This window comes from Pseudomonas sp. CFBP 13727, assembly GCF_014841915.1.
Classification (GTDB): Bacteria; Pseudomonadota; Gammaproteobacteria; order Pseudomonadales; family Pseudomonadaceae; genus Aquipseudomonas; species Aquipseudomonas baltica.
In genome coordinates this window covers 263,380-282,767 of the sequence record NZ_JACYUT010000005.1, presented here as the reverse complement: position 1 = coordinate 282,767, position 19,388 = coordinate 263,380, and the positions used below count along the sequence as shown (strand labels likewise).

Annotated in this window: 16 protein-coding genes and 1 pseudogene; 8 read left to right on the top strand and 9 right to left on the bottom strand. The window is 63.3% G+C overall.

Annotation, left to right across the window (positions count from 1 at the left end):
• Positions 1–41: 41 nt before the first annotated feature.
• From IFT76_RS16925 to trxA, 5 genes are all read right to left on the bottom strand, one after another.
• On the bottom strand, positions 42–1,013 hold the full coding sequence (locus IFT76_RS16925; RefSeq protein ID WP_192059402.1) for a CDP-6-deoxy-delta-3,4-glucoseen reductase: 972 nt from the start codon (positions 1,011–1,013) through the stop codon (positions 42–44).
• Entirely contained in the window at positions 1,013–2,479 is a 1,467-nt protein-coding gene (ubiD, locus tag IFT76_RS16920) for a 4-hydroxy-3-polyprenylbenzoate decarboxylase (RefSeq protein ID WP_122479904.1), read from the bottom strand. Before ubiD ends, IFT76_RS16925 begins: the two co-directional genes overlap by 1 nt.
• A gap of 72 nt (positions 2,480–2,551) precedes the next feature.
• Complete coding sequence (locus IFT76_RS16915; RefSeq protein ID WP_192059400.1) at positions 2,552–4,516, bottom strand: acyltransferase family protein; 1,965 nt, start codon at positions 4,514–4,516, stop codon at positions 2,552–2,554.
• 99 nt (positions 4,517–4,615) lie between these two features.
• Positions 4,616–5,875, bottom strand: a complete 1,260-nt coding sequence (gene rho / locus IFT76_RS16910) for a transcription termination factor Rho (protein ID WP_043192255.1) — start codon at positions 5,873–5,875, stop codon at positions 4,616–4,618.
• A gap of 232 nt (positions 5,876–6,107) precedes the next feature.
• Positions 6,108–6,437, bottom strand: a complete 330-nt coding sequence (gene trxA, locus IFT76_RS16905; protein WP_043192254.1) for a thioredoxin TrxA — start codon at positions 6,435–6,437, stop codon at positions 6,108–6,110.
• Positions 6,438–6,755: 318 nt separating this feature from the next.
• On the opposite strand from trxA, the gene IFT76_RS16900 reads away from it, so the two are divergent.
• The 5 genes from IFT76_RS16900 to ppx all read left to right on the top strand — a co-directional run bounded on the left by IFT76_RS16900 (position 6,756) and on the right by ppx (position 11,202).
• On the top strand, positions 6,756–7,538 hold the full coding sequence (locus tag IFT76_RS16900; protein ID WP_192059398.1) for a transporter substrate-binding domain-containing protein: 783 nt from the start codon (positions 6,756–6,758) through the stop codon (positions 7,536–7,538).
• A gap of 16 nt (positions 7,539–7,554) precedes the next feature.
• Entirely contained in the window at positions 7,555–8,220 is a 666-nt protein-coding gene (locus tag IFT76_RS16895) for an amino acid ABC transporter permease (RefSeq protein ID WP_056844749.1), read from the top strand.
• On the top strand, positions 8,217–8,867 hold the full coding sequence (locus IFT76_RS16890; RefSeq protein WP_185794800.1) for an amino acid ABC transporter permease: 651 nt from the start codon (positions 8,217–8,219) through the stop codon (positions 8,865–8,867). The genes IFT76_RS16895 and IFT76_RS16890 overlap by 4 nt, the downstream gene beginning before the upstream one ends.
• Positions 8,854–9,585 (top strand): amino acid ABC transporter ATP-binding protein, encoded by a 732-nt coding sequence (locus IFT76_RS16885; protein WP_122479908.1) that lies wholly within the window; start codon positions 8,854–8,856, stop codon positions 9,583–9,585. Before IFT76_RS16890 ends, IFT76_RS16885 begins: the two co-directional genes overlap by 14 nt.
• Before the next feature lie 114 nt (positions 9,586–9,699).
• A complete protein-coding gene (ppx, locus tag IFT76_RS16880; protein ID WP_192059396.1) occupies positions 9,700–11,202 on the top strand; it encodes an exopolyphosphatase in 1,503 nt (500 codons plus the stop codon).
• A gap of 338 nt (positions 11,203–11,540) precedes the next feature.
• On the opposite strand, the gene ppk1 is transcribed toward ppx, so the two are convergent.
• The gene (gene ppk1 / locus IFT76_RS16875; protein WP_122479909.1) at positions 11,541–13,766 is read right to left on the bottom strand and encodes a polyphosphate kinase 1; all 2,226 of its coding nucleotides are present in this window, start codon (positions 13,764–13,766) and stop codon (positions 11,541–11,543) included.
• A 270-nt stretch (positions 13,767–14,036) separates the two neighbouring features.
• Here ppk1 and IFT76_RS16870 point away from each other — a divergent pair, with 270 nt between their 5' ends.
• Together IFT76_RS16870 and elbB are read left to right on the top strand one after the other, a co-directional pair.
• Complete coding sequence (locus tag IFT76_RS16870) at positions 14,037–14,651, top strand: DedA family protein (protein WP_122479910.1); 615 nt, start codon at positions 14,037–14,039, stop codon at positions 14,649–14,651.
• A 90-nt stretch (positions 14,652–14,741) separates the two neighbouring features.
• Positions 14,742–15,401, top strand: coding sequence for an isoprenoid biosynthesis glyoxalase ElbB (elbB, locus tag IFT76_RS16865; protein ID WP_192059393.1), 660 nt, complete (start codon positions 14,742–14,744; stop codon positions 15,399–15,401).
• Between the two features lie 9 nt (positions 15,402–15,410).
• Here the strand turns inward: elbB and IFT76_RS16860 are convergent, their stop codons facing one another.
• Complete coding sequence (locus tag IFT76_RS16860; RefSeq protein WP_185794693.1) at positions 15,411–16,043, bottom strand: LysE family transporter; 633 nt, start codon at positions 16,041–16,043, stop codon at positions 15,411–15,413.
• A 97-nt stretch (positions 16,044–16,140) separates the two neighbouring features.
• Positions 16,141–18,051: an ATP-binding cassette domain-containing protein gene (locus IFT76_RS16855; RefSeq protein ID WP_122796174.1), complete on the bottom strand. Its 1,911-nt coding sequence runs from the start codon at positions 18,049–18,051 to the stop codon at positions 16,141–16,143.
• Positions 18,052–18,101: 50 nt separating this feature from the next.
• On the opposite strand from IFT76_RS16855, the gene IFT76_RS16850 reads away from it, so the two are divergent.
• Positions 18,102–18,602 carry a TIGR02444 family protein gene (locus IFT76_RS16850; RefSeq protein WP_192059391.1) on the top strand — a complete coding sequence of 167 codons (501 nt, stop codon included), beginning with the start codon at positions 18,102–18,104 and terminating at the stop codon, positions 18,600–18,602.
• Positions 18,603–18,616: 14 nt separating this feature from the next.
• Here the strand turns inward: IFT76_RS16850 and IFT76_RS16845 are convergent.
• Positions 18,617–19,357 (bottom strand): annotated as a pseudogene (locus IFT76_RS16845) (AlgP family protein); the annotation flags it as partial.
• Positions 19,358–19,388: the final 31 nt, after the last annotated feature.

The window sequence follows — 19,388 nt, the reverse complement described above, 5'->3', positions numbered from 1 at the left end:
CAGCAGAAGCAGGCAACGAAATGACGCAGGGGCAGTGGCAATCAGGCGGGCCGCGGCGCGTAGGCAAAGACGTCGGCACGCATCTGGTGCGCATCCATCCCGGCATTCACCAGGGCATCGAGCGTGGCGTAGATCATCGCCGGTGAACCGCTGCCATAGACATGCACGGCGGTCAGGTCGGCTATGTCCTCGCAGACCGCTTCATGCAGCATGCCGCAGCGCCCTTCCCAGCCGCACAGGTCGCTCACTACCTTGTTCAGGAACAGGTTGGGCAACTGCTTCCATTGCTCCCAATGCTCCAGCGCATAGAAATCCTCGGGGCGACGTACACCCCAGTACAGATGCACCGGATGCTTGAACCCTGCGCGACGGCAGTGCTCGATGAGGCTGTTCATCTGCGCCATGCCGGTACCTGCAGCAATCAGCACCAGCGGCCCATCCGGCAACTCGGCCAGGTGGGTATCGCCATAGGGCATGTGCACACGGGCCATGCCATTGCGCTGCAACTGCTCGATCAAGCTCTGCGCACTGGCTTCGCGGACCAGTACGTGCAGCTCCAGGTCGCGCCCGCTGTGGGGTGCAGAGGCCAGGGAGAAGGCCGACTTTTCGCCGTTGTCGCGCTCGATCATCAGGTATTGCCCGGCATGGTAGCGCGGCGGCTTGCCGGCCGGCGCACGCAGGCGCACGCGCCACACATCGCCGCCGATATCGACGCAGTCGATCAGCTGGCAGGCCAGGCTGCGCACCGGCAGCTCGCCCTTGGCCAGTACGCCGTCCCAGAGGATCACGCAGTCTTCCAGCGGCTCGGCGATGCAGGTATGAAACTCGCCGCGGTCGATCACCGCGCCCTCCTCGCGAACACTGCCTTCCACCAGCACCGCGCTGCACACATGGCAGTTGCCATTGCGGCAGCTCTGCGGGCAGTCATAGCCCAGACGCTGCGCGGCCGCCAGGATCTGCTCACCGGGCAGGGTTTGCAGCACCACGCCCGAAGGTTGCAAGGTCACACGCATCAATCTATTCCCAACTGATTCCAGAGTTCATCGATGCGGCGGGTCACGGCCTCGTCCTTGACGATGACCCGACCCCATTCGCGCGTAGTCTCGCCCGGCCACTTGTGCGTGGCGTCCAGGCCCATCTTGGAGCCCAGGCCGGACACCGGCGAGGCGAAATCCAGGTAGTCGATCGGCGTGTTGTCGATCAGCACGGTATCGCGCTTGGGGTCCATGCGCGTGGTGATGGCCCAGATCACGTCGTTCCAGTCGCGGGCATTGATGTCGTCGTCGGTGACGATGACGAACTTGGTGTACATGAACTGGCGCAGGAACGACCACACCCCGAGCATCACCCGCTTGGCGTGCCCCGGGTACTGCTTCTTCATGGTCACCACCGCCATGCGGTACGAGCAGCCTTCGGGCGGCAGGTAGAAGTCGGTGATTTCCGGAAACTGCTTCTGCAGGATGGGCACGAACACTTCGTTCAGCGCCACGCCCAGGATCGCCGGCTCATCGGGTGGCCGGCCGGTGTAGGTGCTGTGGTAGATCGGCTTGATCCGGTGAGTGATGCGCTGCACCGTGAACACTGGAAACTTGTCGACTTCGTTGTAGTAGCCGGTATGGTCGCCATACGGCCCTTCGTCGGCCATCTCGCCCGGATGAATCACCCCTTCGAGGATAATCTCGGCAGTGGCCGGCACCTGCAGGTCGTTGCCGCGGCATTTCACCAGCTCGGTGCGGTTGCCGCGCAGCAGCCCGGCGAAGGCGTATTCGGAAAGGCTGTCGGGTACCGGCGTCACCGCGCCCAGAATGGTCGCAGGGTCGGCACCCAGGGCCACGGCCACGGGAAACGGCTGGCCAGGGTGCTTGTCGCACCACTCGCGGTAATCCAGGGCGCCACCGCGATGGCTCAGCCAGCGCATGATGACCTTGTTGCGGCCGATCACCTGCTGGCGGTAGATACCCAGGTTCTGGCGTTCCTTGTTCGGCCCCTTGGTGACGGTCAGGCCCCAGGTGATCAGGGGTGCCACGTCGCCCGGCCAGCAGTGCTGCACGGGCAGCATGCCAAGGTCGACGTCGTCGCCTTCCAGGACGATTTCCTGGCAGGGCGCGTCCTTCACCACCTTGGGGGCCATGGCGATGATCTTCTTGAAGATCGGCAGTTTCGACCAGGCATCGCGCAGGCCCTTGGGCGGCTCGGGCTCCTTGAGGAACGCCAGCAGCTTGCCGATCTCGCGCAGCTCGCTCACCGATTCGGCGCCCATGCCCATGGCCACCCGCTCGGGCGTGCCAAACAGGTTGCCGAGCACCGGGATATCGAAGCCGGTGGGCTTTTCGAAAAGCAGGGCCGGGCCCTTGGCACGCAGCGTGCGGTCGCACACCTCGGTCATTTCGAGCACCGGCGAGATGGGCACCTGAATGCGTTTCAACTCTCCGCGCTGCTCAAGCTGCTGCACGAAATCCCGAAGATCCTTGAATTTCATCGACCATGCCAGTTAGAAAATAAGCGTACATCCTACCTGCTCTGGCGGCCGCTGGCAGCCGCCGGCTGGGCTTTAATGGGAATTGCCAGGCGCTGGCGCGTCTACGGGCGCAAGCAGCGGGGCGAACAAGGGCGCCACGAACCCGGCCGCGTCGTCACCCAGGTGGTTGTCGTCCATGTACAGCGAACGCCCGTCAGACTCGGCCACGCAGGTCATGCCATCGGCGCAGAACAGCTGGGTCGTATCGAGGATGCGCACCTGGGGATCACTGGCCGCCAGCTCGGCGAACAGCCCCTGCATGAACGCCTGACGCTGTCGGTGTTCGAGCAGCGGGCGCCCGATGCCGTCGGTCGATCGCTGGAGCATGGCCAGGCGGCTCAGCCGGTAAGGTGCGTTGGCGTTCTGCAAAGGGACTTCATCGAGCAGCCAGACCCGGCTGCCCGCCTGGCGCAAGGCTCGGACTTCGCGCTTGAGCGCCTCGGCCATCTGCACCGGCGCATCGGTACCGGGCAAGCGATAGGTCAGGTCGCCATGCTCGTCGCCATACAGGTACAACGTCCAGCGCGCGACCAGCACCACGTCGCGCTGCGGCGCCTGTGCGATCACGCTCCGGACCTGCGCATTGAACTGCCGGCACAGGTCGTTGCGCTCCAGCCCCGCGACCGGCACGCAGCCGGCCGAGCTGGCCAGATCGAGTGCCTGCCCGGTGCGCTCGCTGTGCACGCGCAGTGCCGGCATCAGCGCGGCTGCATGGCTGTCGCCCCAGATCAGCGGTGGCAGCACGTCTTTGCTTTGGCGTCCAAGGTGACAAATGAGGCGTTCGGGCGCAGTGGTTTTCTCGAACATGCAGTCACGCTGCCCGGCATGCCATTCGCCGGCCTCGGCGTAGGCCAATGCCTGCGCCGACAGCCGCGACGGTACGCCATCGCTCCAGCGCAGGGATTGCCCCGCCAGGCCCACCACCACCATGGCCAGCAATGCGGCCAACAGCGCCTGACGCGGCTGGGCCAGCCAGCGCCGACCGCGCAGGGGCGTTTCGACCCAGCGCCAGGACAGGTAGCCAAGCAGCAGACTGCCCAGGATCAGCGCAAGGTTTTCGTGCCCAGCGATACCGTCCACGGCGGCATAGTCGGCGAATACGTGCACCGGCCAGTGCCACAGGTACCAGGAATAGGAGATCAAGCCCACCGCCACCATCGGCCGCGTGCCCAGCAGCCGTGACAGCCAGGTCGGCTGGCCGGCGCCGGACCAGATGATCGCCAGCGTGCCCAACACCGGCAGCAGTGCCGCCATGCCGGGAAACGCGGTACGCCAGTCATAGCAGGCAATGGCCACGCCCACGGCAGCGATCCCGGCGGTGGCCACGCCCTGACGCACGGCCACTGTCAGTGGGCGCTGGAACACCGGCGCCACCGCCAGCAGGCTGCCGGCCAACAGTTCCCACGCGCGCGCCGGCAATAGAAAGAATGCCTGCGCCGGGGCTTGCTGAACCTGCCAGACGCTCACCGCAAACGATGCCAGGGCAATGCCGAACAAGCCTCTGCGCCATGCCTTCACAGACCGGCCGAGCACGGCCAGCAACAGCGGCAAGAGAATATAGAACTGCTCTTCCACCGCCAGCGACCAGGTGTGCAGCAGTGGCTTGAGCTCCGAATCGGTATCGAAATAGCCGTCCTGCCGGGCGAACAGCACATTGGACATGAACATGGCCTGGTAGCGCGCCGAGCGCCCCAGCTCTTCATAGTCACGCGGCACCAGCAGGAACCAGCCAACGATCAGACAGGCCACCACCATCACCACCAGGGCGGGCAGGATCCGCCGCGCACGGCGCACCCAGAACTCCACAAAACTGAAGTGGCCGGAGGCACGCTCGCGGCAGATGATCGAGGTGATCAGATAACCCGAGATGACGAAGAACACGTCAACGCCGACGAACCCGCCGGCAAAACCTGGAATACCAAAGTGGAACAACACCACGGCAATGACCGCCACGGCGCGCAAGCCGTCGATGTCACGTCGATAGGCTAGGTGAGTCATAACAATCCTTGTCGGCCGAACGGGTCTGGCATGGTTATGCAACGTTGAAAATGCGAATGGCGCCGCAAGGGCGCCATTCGGATCAAGCAGCGGGTGGGCTTACTTGCGTTTCATCGACAGGAAGAACTCGTCGTTGGTCTTAGTCTGCTTGAGCTTGTCGATCAGGAACTCGATGGCCGCCACTTCGTCCATCGGGTGCAGCAGCTTGCGCAGGATCCACATGCGCTGCAGTTCGTCGTCGGCGGTCAGCAGCTCTTCGCGACGGGTACCGGAACGGTTGATGTTGATGGCCGGGAAGACGCGCTTCTCGGCGATCTTGCGGTCCAGGGGCAGTTCCATGTTGCCGGTACCCTTGAACTCTTCGTAGATCACTTCGTCCATCTTCGAGCCGGTTTCGACCAGCGCGGTGGCGATGATGGTCAGCGAACCGCCTTCCTCGATGTTACGCGCGGCACCGAAGAAACGCTTGGGCTTCTCCAGGGCATGGGCGTCGACACCACCGGTCAGGACCTTGCCGGAGCTCGGGATCACGGTGTTGTAGGCACGCGCCAGGCGAGTGATGGAGTCGAGCAGGATGACCACATCCTTCTTGTGCTCGACCAGGCGCTTGGCCTTCTCGATCACCATCTCGGCCACTTGCACGTGGCGGGTTGGCGGCTCGTCGAAGGTCGAGGCGACCACTTCGCCGCGCACGGTACGCTGCATCTCGGTGACTTCTTCCGGACGCTCGTCGATCAGCAGGACGATCAGGTGGCATTCAGGGTTGTTGCGCGTGATGTTCGACGCGATATTCTGCAGCATGATGGTCTTGCCCGCTTTCGGCGGAGCGACGATCAGGCCACGCTGGCCCTTGCCGATCGGTGCGCACAGGTCGATGACACGACCGGTGAGGTCTTCGGTGGAACCGTTGCCGGCTTCCATCTTCATGCGCACCGTAGGGAACAGCGGCGTGAGGTTTTCGAAGAGAATCTTGTTTTTCGCGTTTTCCGGACGGTCGAAGTTGATGGTATCGACTTTCAACAGGGCGAAATAACGCTCGCCTTCCTTGGGCGGACGGATCTTGCCGACGATGGTGTCGCCGGTACGCAGGTTGAAGCGGCGGATCTGGCTGGGCGAGACGTAGATGTCGTCTGGGCCGGCCAGGTACGAGGCGTCAGCCGAACGCAGGAAGCCGAAGCCGTCCTGGAGAATCTCCAGCACGCCATCACCGGAGATTTCCTCACCGCTTTTGGCGTGCTTCTTCAACAGGGAGAAAATCACATCCTGCTTGCGCGAACGGGCCATATTTTCTATGCCCATCTGTTCGGCCATTTCGAGCAGATCGGTGATCGGCTTTTGCTTGAGTTCAGTCAGGTTCATAAGGGAATGACGTAATCATGTATGGAGGGGAGAAATTAAGCTTTGGGCTTAATGAGGCCGCGCCGCAGAGAAGGCGACAGGATCGCGTACTGATTCGAGTAGGAGTGCGTCGGCGACGGCTTGCAGGGGGCAGAGGAGAAACCAATGCGAGGCCGAATGTAACACCTCGATTTGTAGGCGTCCAGTATCGCGCCCAGAAAAAAGCCCCGACGAATGCGGGGCCTTTCAGGTATCAGATATTGGCGTCCAGGAAGGCTGCCAACTGCGACTTGGACAGCGCGCCGACCTTGGTCGCCTCGACGTTGCCGTTCTTGAACAGCATCAGCGTCGGGATACCGCGCACGCCATGCTTGGCCGGGGTTTCCTGATTCTCGTCGATGTTGAGCTTGGCGACGGTCAGCTTGCCCTTGTACGTTTCGGCGATTTCGTCGAGCACCGGGGCGATCATCTTGCACGGGCCACACCATTCGGCCCAGTAGTCGACGAGTACAGCACCGTCAGCCTTGAGTACATCTGCTTCGAAGCTGGCGTCGCTGACGTGCTTAATAAGGTCGCTGCTCATGGAGTGTCTCCGTGGTCATATTCGGAAAGAAAAACGTGGCCCATCATAGCGGCACAGCGCTGCTACAGGAAGCCGATGATCATTGATCATCACTATGAACATCGGTGATACAGGCAATGGAACCCCGCTCGGCGCACCAGGAATGACCGCAGGCACTGGCCAGTGCGCTCCGCAACGGTGCGCGGCCAGTCCGGCACAGAGCACTCGTGGCAGCTCGAACCCCGATCCCACGCCGCGGCGCACGCCCCCTGCCCCATTCTGGCACGCGCTGTGCTACCTCCCTGGCAACCTCGACTCGATCGCAATCGGAGTATCGCCATGATTTCGCGCTGCAGCCTGCTGTTCACCGCCCTGGTCGCCAGTTTCATGCTGGGCCAGGCAGCCCATGCCGATGGCTTGAGCGACATCACCGAGCGCGGCACCTTGCGCGTTGCCGTGCCGCAGGATTTCCCGCCGTTCGGCTCGGTCGGCCCCGACATGCAACCGCGCGGACTGGACATCGACACGGCCAAGCTGATCGCCGACCAACTCAAAGTGAAGCTGCAGCTCACTCCGGTGAACTCCACCAACCGCATTCCCTACCTCACCACCGGCAAGGTCGACCTGGTGATCTCCAGCCTGGGCAAGAATGCCGAGCGTGAACAGGTCATCGATTTCTCCAGTGCCTACGCGCCGTTCTACCTGGCCGTGTTCGGCCCGCCGGAAGCGCCGATCGCCACGCTGGACGACCTCAAGGGCAAGACCATCAGCGTGACCCGTGGCGCCATCGAAGACATCGAGCTGAGCAAGGTCGCGCCCGAAGGCCTCACCATCAAGCGCTTCGAAGACAACAACTCGACCATCGCCGCCTACCTCGCCGGCCAGACCGACCTGATCGCCAGCGGCAACGTGGTGATGGTGGCCATCTCGGAAAAAAACCCTAAACGCATTCCAGCCTTGAAGATCAAGCTCAAGGACTCGCCGGTGTACGTGGGCATCAACAAGCAACAGCCCGAGCTGCTGGCCAAGGTCAATCAGATCATCGCTGTGGGCAAGAGTGACGGCAGCCTGGAAAAGAATGCGCAGACCTGGCTGAAGCAGCCGCTGCCCGCCGACCTCTGATTGTCGAGCGCACCCAATGGCCTATCAGTTCGCTTTCGCCCCGGTACTCGCACAGGCCGACCTGCTGCTCAAGGGTGCGCTGTTCACCCTTGAGCTCACCGCCATCGGCGCGCTGCTCGGGGTAGCCGTGGGCATCGTCGGCGGCGCCGTGCGGGCCTGGCAGATCAAGCCGTTCGCCGGCCTCTTCGGGGTCTACGTGGAGCTCATCCGCAACACGCCCTTCCTGGTCCAGCTGTTCTTCATTTTCTTCGGCCTGCCCAGCCTGGGCGTGCAGATCAGCGAGTGGCAAGCCGCGGTGCTTGCCATGGTGGTCAACCTGGGGGCGTATTCCACCGAGATCATCCGCGCCGGCATCCAGGCCGTGCCAAAGGGGCAGCTCGAAGCCTCTGCGGCCCTGGCCATGAGCCGCTTCGAGGCGTTTCGCTACGTGGTTCTCCAGCCGGCCCTGGCCAAGGTCTGGCCGGCGCTGAGCAGCCAGATCATCATCGTCATGCTGGGTTCGGCGGTGTGCTCGCAGATCGCCACGCAGGAGCTGAGCTTCTACGCCAATTTCATCCAGTCTCGCAATTTTCGCGCCTTCGAGACGTATCTGCTGACCACGCTGGTGTACCTGGTCATGTCGATCCTGATCCGCATGCTGTTGAACTGGCTGGGTCGGCGTTTCATCATGAGGAACAGCTGATGGATTTCACCCTGTGGGACATCGTGCGCAACCTGCTCATCGGCCTGCAATGGACCCTGGCCTTGAGCCTGGTGGCGTTCATTGGCGGTGGTTTGATCGGCTTGCTGGTGATGACCCTGCGCATCTCGCCCACGCATCCGCTGCGCACGCTGGCACGCTGCTATATCGAAGTGTTCCAGGGCACGCCTCTGTTGATGCAGCTGTTTCTGGTGTTCTTCGGCGTGGCGCTGATGGGCGTGGACATCTCGCCCTGGGTGGCCGCCGCCCTGGCCCTGACGCTGTTCACCAGCGCCTATCTGGCCGAGATCTGGCGCGGCTGCGTGGAGTCCATCGGCAACGGCCAGTGGGAAGCCTCCGCCAGCCTGGCGCTTACCCGCAACGAGCAGCTGCGCCACGTGATCCTGCCCCAGGCCTTGCGCATTGCCGTGGCGCCGACCGTGGGCTTCTCGGTGCAAGTGGTCAAGGGCACCGCGGTGACCTCGATCATCGGCTTCACCGAGCTGACCAAGACCGGCAGCATGCTGGCCAACGCCACCTTCGAACCCTTCATGGTCTACGGCTTCGTCGCCCTGGGCTACTTCGCCCTGTGCTACCCGCTGTCGCTCAGTGCCCGCTATCTGGAAAGGAGGCTGCATGCCGCTGCTTAGGATTTCCGCCCTGCACAAGTACTACGGCGATCATCATGTGCTCAAGGGCATCGACCTGAGTGTGGACGAAGGTCAGGTGGTCGCGATCATCGGTCGCAGCGGCTCGGGCAAGAGCACCTTGCTGCGTACCCTGAACGGCCTGGAATCGATCAACGACGGCGTCATCGAAGTCGACGGTGAATACCTGGATGCGGCGCGCGCCGACTTGCGCAGCCTGCGCCAGAAGGTCGGCATGGTGTTCCAGCAGTTCAACCTGTTCCCGCACCTGAGCGTGGGCGAAAACGTGATGCTGGCCCCTCAGGTGGTGCAGAAAGTGCCCAAGGCTCGCGCCCGCGAACTGGCTCGCGAGATGCTCGAACGGGTCGGCCTGGGCGAGAAGTTCGATGCGTTCCCCGAACGTCTGTCCGGCGGCCAGCAACAGCGCGTGGCGATCGCCCGCGCACTGGCCATGTCGCCCAAGGTGCTGCTGTGCGACGAGATCACCTCGGCGCTGGACCCGGAGCTGGTCAACGAGGTGCTCAGCGTGGTGCGCAAGCTGGCCGAAGACGGCATGACCCTGATCATGGTCACCCACGAAATGCGCTTCGCCCGCGAGGTCGGCGACAAGCTGGTGTTCATGCACCATGGCAAGGTGCACGAGGTGGGCGATCCCAAGGAATTGTTCGTCAATCCGCGCACGCCCGAGCTGGCGCAGTTCATCGGCATGCAGCCGGCATGAATGCCGTTCGGGCTCGCCAGAGCTCGGACCTTGGGGCAAAGATCAGGATGGCGCGTTGGCGCCGTCGCCTGATCGTGGCACGATGCGGGGGTTAACGACCGAGATCCTTTGACCATGCCGCAGACCAAAGCCAAGAACCTGTCCCTGATCGCCGCCATCGACCTGGGCTCGAACAGCTTTCATATGGTGGTGGCCAAGGCCCACGTCAATGAAATCCGCATCCTCGAACGCCTGGGCGAAAAGGTCCAGCTGGCCGCCGGCATCGACGAAGAGCGCAAGCTCAGCGAAGAGTCGATGCAGCGCGGTCTGGACTGCCTCAAGCGCTTCGCCCAACTGATCAACGGCCTGCCCCTGGGCGCGGTGCGCATCGTGGGCACCAACGCCCTGCGCGAAGCCCGCAACCGCAACGAATTCATCGTCCGCGCCGAGCAGATCCTCGGCCATCCGGTAGAGGTCATCTCGGGCCGCGAAGAGGCCCGCCTCATCTATCTGGGCGTCTCCCACACCCTGGCCGACACGCCGGGCAAGCGCCTGGTCGCCGACATCGGCGGCGGCAGCACCGAGTTCATCATCGGCCAGCGCTTCGAACCCCTGCTGCGCGAGAGCCTGCAGATGGGCTGCGTGAGCTACACCCAGCGCTACTTCCGCGATGGCAAGATCACCCCGGCCCGCTACGCCCAGGCGTATACGGCGGCGCGCCTGGAGATCATGAGCATCGAGAATGCCCTGCACCGGCTCAGCTGGGACGAGGCCATCGGCTCCTCCGGCACCATCCGCGCCATCGGCCTGGCCCTCAAGGCCGGCGGCCAGGGCAGCGGCGAGGTCAATGCCGAGGGGCTGGCCTGGCTCAAGCGCAAGCTGTTCAAGCTGGGCGATGTCGACAAGATCGATTTCGACGGCATCAAGCCGGACCGCCGGACCATCTTTCCCGCCGGGCTGGCGATTCTCGAAGCGATCTTCGATGCCCTCACCCTGCAGCGCATGGACCATTGCGATGGCGCCCTGCGCGAAGGCGTGCTGTACGACCTGTTGGGCCGTCATCACCACGAAGATGTGCGCGAACGTACTTTGGGTTCGTTGATGACCCGCTACCACGTCGATGTCGAGCAGGCCGAGCGCGTCGAGCGCAAGGCGCTGCATGCCTTCGACCAGGTGGCGGCGGACTGGGAGCTGGAAGACGGGGTCTGGCGCGAGCTGCTGGGCTGGGCGGCGAAGGTTCACGAGATAGGCCTGGACATTGCCCATTACCATTACCACAAGCACGGCGCCTACCTGATCGAACACTCCGACCTGGCCGGGTTCTCGCGCGAAGACCAGCAGATGCTGGCGCTGCTGGTGCGCGGCCACCGCCGCAACATTCCCAAGGACAAATTCGCCGAGTTCGGCGATGACGGTGTGCAGTTGATCCGTCTGTGCGTGCTGCTGCGCTTCGCCATCCTGTTCCACCACATCCGTGGTACCCAGGAGATGCCGGCGGTGTCCCTGCATGCCAAGGCCAAGAGCCTGGATGTGGTGTTCCCCGATGGCTGGCTGGAGAACAACCAGCTGACCCAGGCCGACTTCGCCCAGGAAGCCGAATGGCTAACCCGCGTAGGCTTCACCCTCACCGTGCGCTGAGATCGCACCGCCATCTGCCCGATAAACCGCAGCGCATGTTTCGCGGCCGATGACCGCTCCTACAGTGCAACGCGATTCCCGTAGGAGCGCCCAGTGGCCGCGAAAGCCGCACCGCCACCTGCCTGATAAACCGCATCGGGTGTTTCGCGGCCGATGACCGCTCCTACAGTGCAACGCGATTCCCGTAGGAGCGCCCAGTGGCCGCGAAAGCCGCACCGCCACCTGCCTGATAAACCGCATCGGGTGTTTCGCGGCCGATGACCGCTCCTACGGTGCAACGCGATTCCCGTAGGAGCGGCCAGTGGCCGCGAAAGCCGCACCTCCGATCTTGCTGACTGCTAGCGCACCGGCAGGATCGGGTTGCTCAGCCGTTCGAGCAGCGTGTCCTGCGCGCTGCGGGCGTTCTGGTTGCCGGTCGGGGTGTTGCGCACGTAGCGCCCGTCGGCCTGCAGGATCCAGGAATGGGTATTGTCGGTCAGGTAGCTTTCCAGCTCCTTCTTGACCCGCACGATCAGCTTCTTGCCTTCCACCGGGAAACAGGTTTCGACGCGCTTGTCGAGGTTGCGCTCCATCCAGTCGGCACTGGACAGGAACATCTGCTCCTCGCCTCCGTTGAGGAAGTAGAACACCCGCGTGTGCTCCAGGAACCGCCCGATGATCGAGCGCACATGGATGTTGTGTGACACCCCGGGAATGCCCGGACGCAGGCAGCACATGCCGCGCACCACCAGATCGATGCGCACGCCTGACTGGCTGGCCTTGTACAGCGCGCGAATGACCTTCGGGTCGGTCAGCGAGTTGAACTTGGCAATGATGTGCGCCGGCTTGCCTTCGATGGCGTACTGGGTCTCGCGAGCGATCATGTCGAGCATGCCCTTCTTCAACGTGAAGGGTGCATGCAACAGCTTCTTCATGCGCAAGGTCTTGCCCATGCCGATCAACTGGCTGAACAACTTGCCGACGTCTTCGCACAGTGCATCGTCCGAGGTCAGCAGACTGTAGTCGGTGTACAGCTTGGCATTGCCGGCGTGGTAGTTACCGGTGCCAAGGTGTGCATAGCGTACGATCTCGCCCGCCTCGCGGCGCAGAATGAGCATCATCTTGGCGTGGGTCTTGAAGCCCACCACGCCGTAGATCACCACCGCGCCCGCGGCTTGCAGACGGCTGGCCAGCTGCAGGTTGGATTCCTCGTCGAAGCGCGCGCGCAGCTCGATGACGACGGTGACTTCCTTGCCATTGCGGGCGGCATCCACCAACGCATCGACGATCTCGGAATTGGCACCGCTGCGGTACAGCGTCTGCCGCACGGCCAGCACATGAGGGTCCTTGGCCGCCTGGCGCAACAGATCGACCACGGGCGTGAACGATTCGAAGGGGTGCAGCAGCAGGATGTCCTGCTTGCTGACCACGCTGAAAATGTTCTCGCTGTTCTGCAACAGCTTCGGAATCTGTGGCGTGAACGGCAGGTACTGCAGCTCGGGATGGCTGTCCAGACCGGTGATGCTGAACAAACGCGTCAGGTTGACCGGGCCGTTGACCTGATACAGCTCGGTGTCCGACAGGTTGAACTGCTTGAGCAGATAGTCGGACAGAAGCTTGGGACAGGTGTCGGCCACTTCCAGACGTACCGCATCGCCGTAGCGACGCGAGAACAGCTCGCCGCGCAGCGCACGCGCCAGGTCTTCGACGTCCTCGGTATCGACCGACAGGTCGGCGTTGCGGGTCAGGCGAAATTGATAGCAGCCCTTCACTTTCATGCCTTGGAACAGGTCATCGGCATGGGCATGGATCATCGAGGACAGGAACACGAAATTGTCGCCCGGCCCGCCTACGTCCTCGGGCACCTTGATCACCCGCGGCAGCAACCGCGGTGCCGGAATGATCGCCAGGCCAGAGTCGCGACCGAAGGCATCGACGCCTTCGAGCTCGACGATGAAGTTCAGGCTCTTGTTCACCAGCAGCGGGAACGGGTGCGTAGGGTCCAGGCCGATGGGCGTGATGATCGGCGCGATTTCGTCGCGGAAATAGCGACGCACCCAGGTCTTGAGCTTGGTTGTCCAATGCCGACGACGAATGAAGCGAACCTGGTGTTTCTCCAGCTCCGGCAACAGGATGTCGTTGAGGATGGCGTACTGGCGATCGACATGGCCATGCACCAGCTCGCTGATCCGCGCCAGCGCCTGATGCGGCTGCAGACCGTCGGCGCCGGCCTGTTCGCGGGCAAAGGTGATCTGCTTCTTGAGCCCTGCGACGCGGATCTCGAAGAATTCGTCGAGGTTGCTGGAAAAGATCAGCAGGAACTTGAGCCGCTCGAGCAGCGGATAGGATTCATCCAACGCCTGCTCCAGCACGCGGATGTTGAACTGCAACTGCGACAGCTCGCGATGGATGTACAGGCTGCTGTCGTCCAGCCCCGGCACGACGATGTGCGGCGCCGGCGCGAGGGCCTCGCTCGGGTGCGCGGGTTCGACGATGGCTTCTATGACCAACGGCGCTTCTACCGGGGTTTCGACCACCGGCTGATCTTGGGTGAGAGCGACTTGAGTCTGGGCTTCGTTGTTCATCTGGCGTTCCCGAGGGCGTAACTGCCCTTTGCAATTGAGCGGCACGGATCGCGTAATGCGTCAGGATGCCATTGACGCCTGCACGCTTGGAAGGGGGGCGCGACAGTTATAAGCATGGATTATGACGGTTGCATGACATGACCGGCCGCATCCACAAGGTGTCTGCGTTCTCAGGTTGACAAGCATTGTTCACGACAAGACACATTTGGACACTTTCATGTATGTCCATGACGGGTTAGGCTGCGCATTCACTTCGCCAGCATCGATAAAATGCTCCAACAATTCCTGAACGATTTTGGCTATTTCGCCCTGTTCCTCGGCACGTTCTTCGAAGGCGAGACCATTCTGGTCCTGGCCGGGTTTCTGGCGTTCCGTGGCTACATGGATATCAACATGGTTGTGGTGGTGGCCTTCTTCGGCAGCTACGCAGGCGACCAGCTATGGTATTTCATGGGCCGCAAGCATGGACGCAAGCTACTGGCGCGCAAACCTCGTTGGCAGCTGTTGGGCGACCGTGCGTTGGAGCACATCCGCCGGCATCCGGACATCTGGGTGCTGAGCTTTCGTTTCGTCTATGGCCTGCGCACTGTCATGCCAGTGGCAATCGGCTTGTCCGGCTATCCACCACGGCGTTACCTGCTGCTCAACGGCATCGGCGCCGCAGTATGGGCCACGGCACTGGGCCTGGCGGCCTACCATTTCGGCTCGTTCCTCGAACACATGCTGGGCAACGTCAAGAAATACGAGCTGTGGGTCCTTGGCGCGCTGGTGCTGATCGGCGTCCTGCTGTGGGTACGGCGCCGCATCAAGGCCGCACGCATCGCCCGCCAGGCGCGCCTGGAAGCCCCTGCGGCGACGCCTGCGCCCGGTGACGAGCAGCCCTGAGGGCCCGCTCGAACTGAACACACGCCGCCGAGCGTGATCCATGCTACTGAACACATGCCAATGAAGCAGTGGCCACAATCGGAGTTCGACATGACCAAGAAAATCGCGGTGATCCTTTCCGGCTGTGGCGTCTATGACGGCAGCGAAATTCAGGAAAGCGTGATCACCTTGCTGCGCCTGGACCAGCGCGGCTGCGAAGTGCAGTGCTTCGCGCCCGACGTCGCCCAGAAGCATGTGATCAACCACTTGAACGGCGAGGAAATGCCCGAGTCGCGCAACGTGCTGGTGGAATCGGCGCGGATCGCCCGTGGCGAGGTCAAGGACATCGCCCTGGCCAACGCCGACGACTTCGATGCCTTGATCGTTCCAGGCGGATTCGGCGCGGCGAAGAATCTGTCCTCTTTCGCCAGCGACGGCGCCGCCTGCTCGGTCAACCTGCAAGTGCAGGCACTGGCCGAGGCCTTCGCCGAAGCGCGCAAGCCGGTTGGCTTGATCTGCATCTCACCGGCGCTGGCGGCAAAAATCTACGGCCCCGGCGTGACCTGCACCATCGGTACCGATGCCGAAACCGCGCAGGCCATCGAGAAGATGGGTGGCACCCACCAGGAATGCGAAGTGACCGAGATCGTCGAGGACCCCGCCCGCAAGCTGGTCAGCACCCCCGCCTACATGAGCGCCAAGACCATCAGCGAAGCCGCCGCCGGCATCAACAAGCTGGTGGACCGGGTGATCGAACTCACCCAGGCCTGACCGCCGAATTCAGGCAGGCACCCGCCGCAGCGTAGCGAGCAGGGTCGCCGCCGCCACGAACAAGCCGGCGAAGGTGCGGTTCATGCGTCGCTGCTGACGCGGCGTGCGCAGCAGCCGCAGCACCTTCGCCGCCAACCCGGTATAGCCGGCCATGACGATCAGGTCCACGGTCACCATGGTGGCTGCAATGGTCAGGTATTGAACCAGCAGTGGCGCGTGCGGATTGATGAATTGCGGCAATACCGCCAGCATGAATACCAGCGCCTTGGGGTTGCCGACGTTTACCAGAAAACCACGCAGCACCAGGCTCGAGGCCTTGCCAGCCGGCTTTTGCCCCGCTTCCTCACCGAGGTCGGCAGGCAGTGCACGCCATTGCTTGAACGCAAGATAGAGCAGATAGAGCACGCCAAACCACTTGATCGCCTGGAACGCCGTGGCCGACGCCGCGAGCACGGCCCCGACGCCAGCCGCAATGATCGCAATTTGCAGAAGCAGCCCCAACTGCAGGCCGATCGCATTCCAATAGCCGCGCAGGAAACCGTGCTGCAGGCCACTGGACATGGACGCGATAGCTCCGGCCCCAGGCGAAAGACTGATGATCCAGCACGCCACCAAAAAGGCCAACCAGGTTTCCAGCAGCATACGAACCTCGACGCTCGAATAGGGACAGCCTAAGGTAAAACGGCGCAGCGAATTTGGCTATGGGCCCGTGCAGGCAGCTCGGCATCAAGCCCCAGTATCAGGCCAATGCCTCGAGCTGCGCCTGCATGTCTTCGAGCAGTTCCAGCGCTTCCATCCACTGCTCTTCCAGCTCACCCTCGCGCACCTTGAGCTTGGCCTGTTGGGCAAGTTGGTCGCGTAGTTCATCCTTGCGCGCGGCCTCGTAGAGGGCGCTGTCGGACAAGGCGGCTTCTATCTTCGCCAGTTTCTCGTGCACTTCACCCAGATCGCGCTCCAGCTTGTCGGCCTGGCGCTTGTGCGGTGCCAGTTGCTGACGCAGCGCGGCCGCGGCCTGCCGCTGGGCTTTCTTGTCGGTCTTGTCGAGGTTGACCGGGGTATTGCTGACCGGGGCATGACGCTGGCGATAATCCACCAGCCAGCGCGCGTAGTCGTCCAGATCGCCATCGAACGGCTCGACCTTGCCATCGGCCACCAACAGGAAATCGTCGGTGGTGCTCTTGAGCAGATGCCGGTCGTGGGACACCACCAGCACCGCACCACTGAACTCCTGCAGGGCCATGGTCAGGGCCAGGCGCATCTCCAGGTCGAGGTGGTTGGTCGGTTCGTCGAGCAGCAACAGGTTGGGCCGTTCCCAGGCAATCAACGCCAGCGCCAGGCGGGCCTTTTCGCCACCGGAGAAATTCAGCACCGGTTCATCGATGCGCGCACCACGGAAATCGAAGCCACCGAGGAAGTCGCGCAGTACCTGCTCACGCTCGCCCGGCGCCAGCCGCTGCAGATGCAGCAACGGGCTGGCCTTGCTGTCCAGGGAGTCCAGCTGGTGCTGGGCGAAATAGCCCACCACCAGGTTCTCGCCACGTACCAGGCGTCCGCCGATGGGCGTGAGCTCGCCAGCGAGGTTCTTGATCAGGGTCGACTTGCCCGCGCCATTGGGGCCCAACAGGCCAATCCGCGCACCGGGGGCAAGCTGCAGCTTGACCTTCTCCAGCACGGCCGTTTCGCCGTAGCCCAGCCGACCTTCGGACAGGTCGAGCAAGGGGCTGGAAATCTTCACCGATTCGCGGAACACGAAGTCGAAGGGCGAGTCGACGTGTGCCGCCGACAGCTCTTCCATGCGCTCCAGGGCCTTGATCCGGCTCTGTGCCTGACGCGCCTTGGTGGCCTGGGCCTTGAAGCGCGCAATGTACTTCTCCATGTGCGCGCGCTGCACCTGCTGCTTCTCGTACGCTTGCTGCTGCTGCGCCAGGCGTTCGGCACGGGCGCGTTCGAAGGCGCTGTAGCCACCACGGTACAGGGTCAGCTTCTGCTGTTCGACGTGGGCCACGTGATCGACGACTTCGTCGAGGAAGTCGCGGTCGTGGGAGATCAACAGCAGGGTGCCGGGATAGCCCTTGAGCCAGTCCTCGAGCCACAGAATGGCGTCGAGATCCAGGTGGTTGGTCGGTTCGTCGAGCAGCAGCAGGTCGGAAGGGCACATCAAGGCCTGAGCCAGGCTCAGGCGCATCCGCCAGCCCCCGGAAAAATCACCGACCTGACGGTCCATCTGCTCGTTGCTGAAACCAAGCCCTGCGAGCAGCTTGCGTGCACGTGCGTCCGCGGTATAGCCGTCGGCACTGTCGAGCTCGGCATGCAGGCGCGCCTGGGCCGCACCGTCCTGCGTGGCCTCGGCGTCCGCCAGTGCCTGCTGGACTTCGCGCAGACGCACATCGCCATCGAGTACGTAGTCGACCGCAATGCGTTCGAGGGTATCGACTTCCTGGCGCATGTGAGCGATACGCCAATCGGCGGGCAGGTAGCAATTGCCGGAGTCGGGCACAAGCTCGCCACGCAGCAAGGCGAACAGGCTGGATTTGCCAGCACCGTTGGCGCCGATGAGGCCGGCTTTCTGACCGGCGTGCAGGGTCAGCTCGGCGTCTTCTAGCAGACGCTGCGGGCCACGCTGTAAAGTGAGGTTCTGAAGTCGGATCATAATGGCGGCGAAGTCTACCAGCTTCCTTGCCCACTGGCGCGAGTAGCACGATGCATGATGAGTTGTGGAAGTTTGCCCTGGACCTCTATGCCCGACCAGGCATCGAAACCACCTGCCTGCAGCTGCAGGCAGATGGCGCCAACGTGTGCCTGCTGCTGTGCGGTGCCTGGCTGGATGCCAGGGGCGTGGCCTGCACATGCGAACGGGTGACGCTGCTGGAGGCGATCGCCACGCCTTGGCATGAGGACGTGGTGCGACCCTTGCGCGAATTGCGCCAGCAGTGGCGAGCCCAGGCCGTGCAAGACCCTGAGCTGATGCACCTGCGCGAATCGGTCAAGGCACTGGAACTGAACGCCGAACGCCAGTTGCTGCAGCGCCTGCACGATCAGGCCGCACCTTGGCCCCTCGCTACGCAGGGCTTGAGCATGACCTGGCTGCCTGCTTTGCTACCCGCAGCGGCCGCGCACTCGAGCGCGGCGTTACACGTGCTGGGCGTGGCAGCCAGGGAGACTCAGGCTTGGCTCGAAGATGCGTCGCCCTTGTCGTCCTGAGCGCCAGTGGCGGGAGCACCGGACTCGGTCGCACTCGAATGCACGGCTGCGGCAAGCGACTTGGCGGCCGCAGGCTTTCTGGCCGGCCGCGCAGCCGGCTTGGCGGGTGCCTTGGCGTCAGGCTTGACCGCCGCGCCCGGGGCCGCCAGGGCCTTGCGCGTAGTGCTGCGGGAAACCGCCGGCTTGCTCGCAGTGGCGGCGGCAGCTACACGGGTGGTTTTGCTGGCTGCAGGCTTCGCGGCCGCACGTGCAGTCGACCCGGCTGGGGTGCTCTTGGCAGGCGTGCGAGCGGCAGGCTTGGCTGCCGGGCTGGCCGACTTGGCCGCGGCCGCAGGGGTTGCCTTGGGCTTGGCCGAACGGGTTTCGATTGCCTTGCTCGCCGCTTCCTGGACGCGCCCTACCCCGGCCGCCAGTTTCAGGCTTTCCTGGGCGTCGCGCTTGAGCTCGACGATGTAGGCGCGGGTTTCGGCCTGGCGGTCCTTGAGCTCGTCGAGCAGTTGTTCGAGTTCGCTCACCGAGTCGTGCGCCTTGGCTTGCTTCTTTTTCTTGCCGGCGGTAGCAGCGTCCTGCACCTTGGTGCGCGACTTGTGCAGTTTTTCCTGGGCCTTGCCGCGCTGCTTCTCGAGCTTGGCGAGCAGTTTTTCAGCATCGGCCAAGGCCTGGGAACATGCACTTTCGAGGTGCTCGAGCAAACTGCCGGAAAGCTGTTGAAGCAAATGCAACGGGGTGTTTACGGGCTTCTTGTTAGCCGACATGGGTTACCTCCTGGCCGATGGGTAGAGGCTC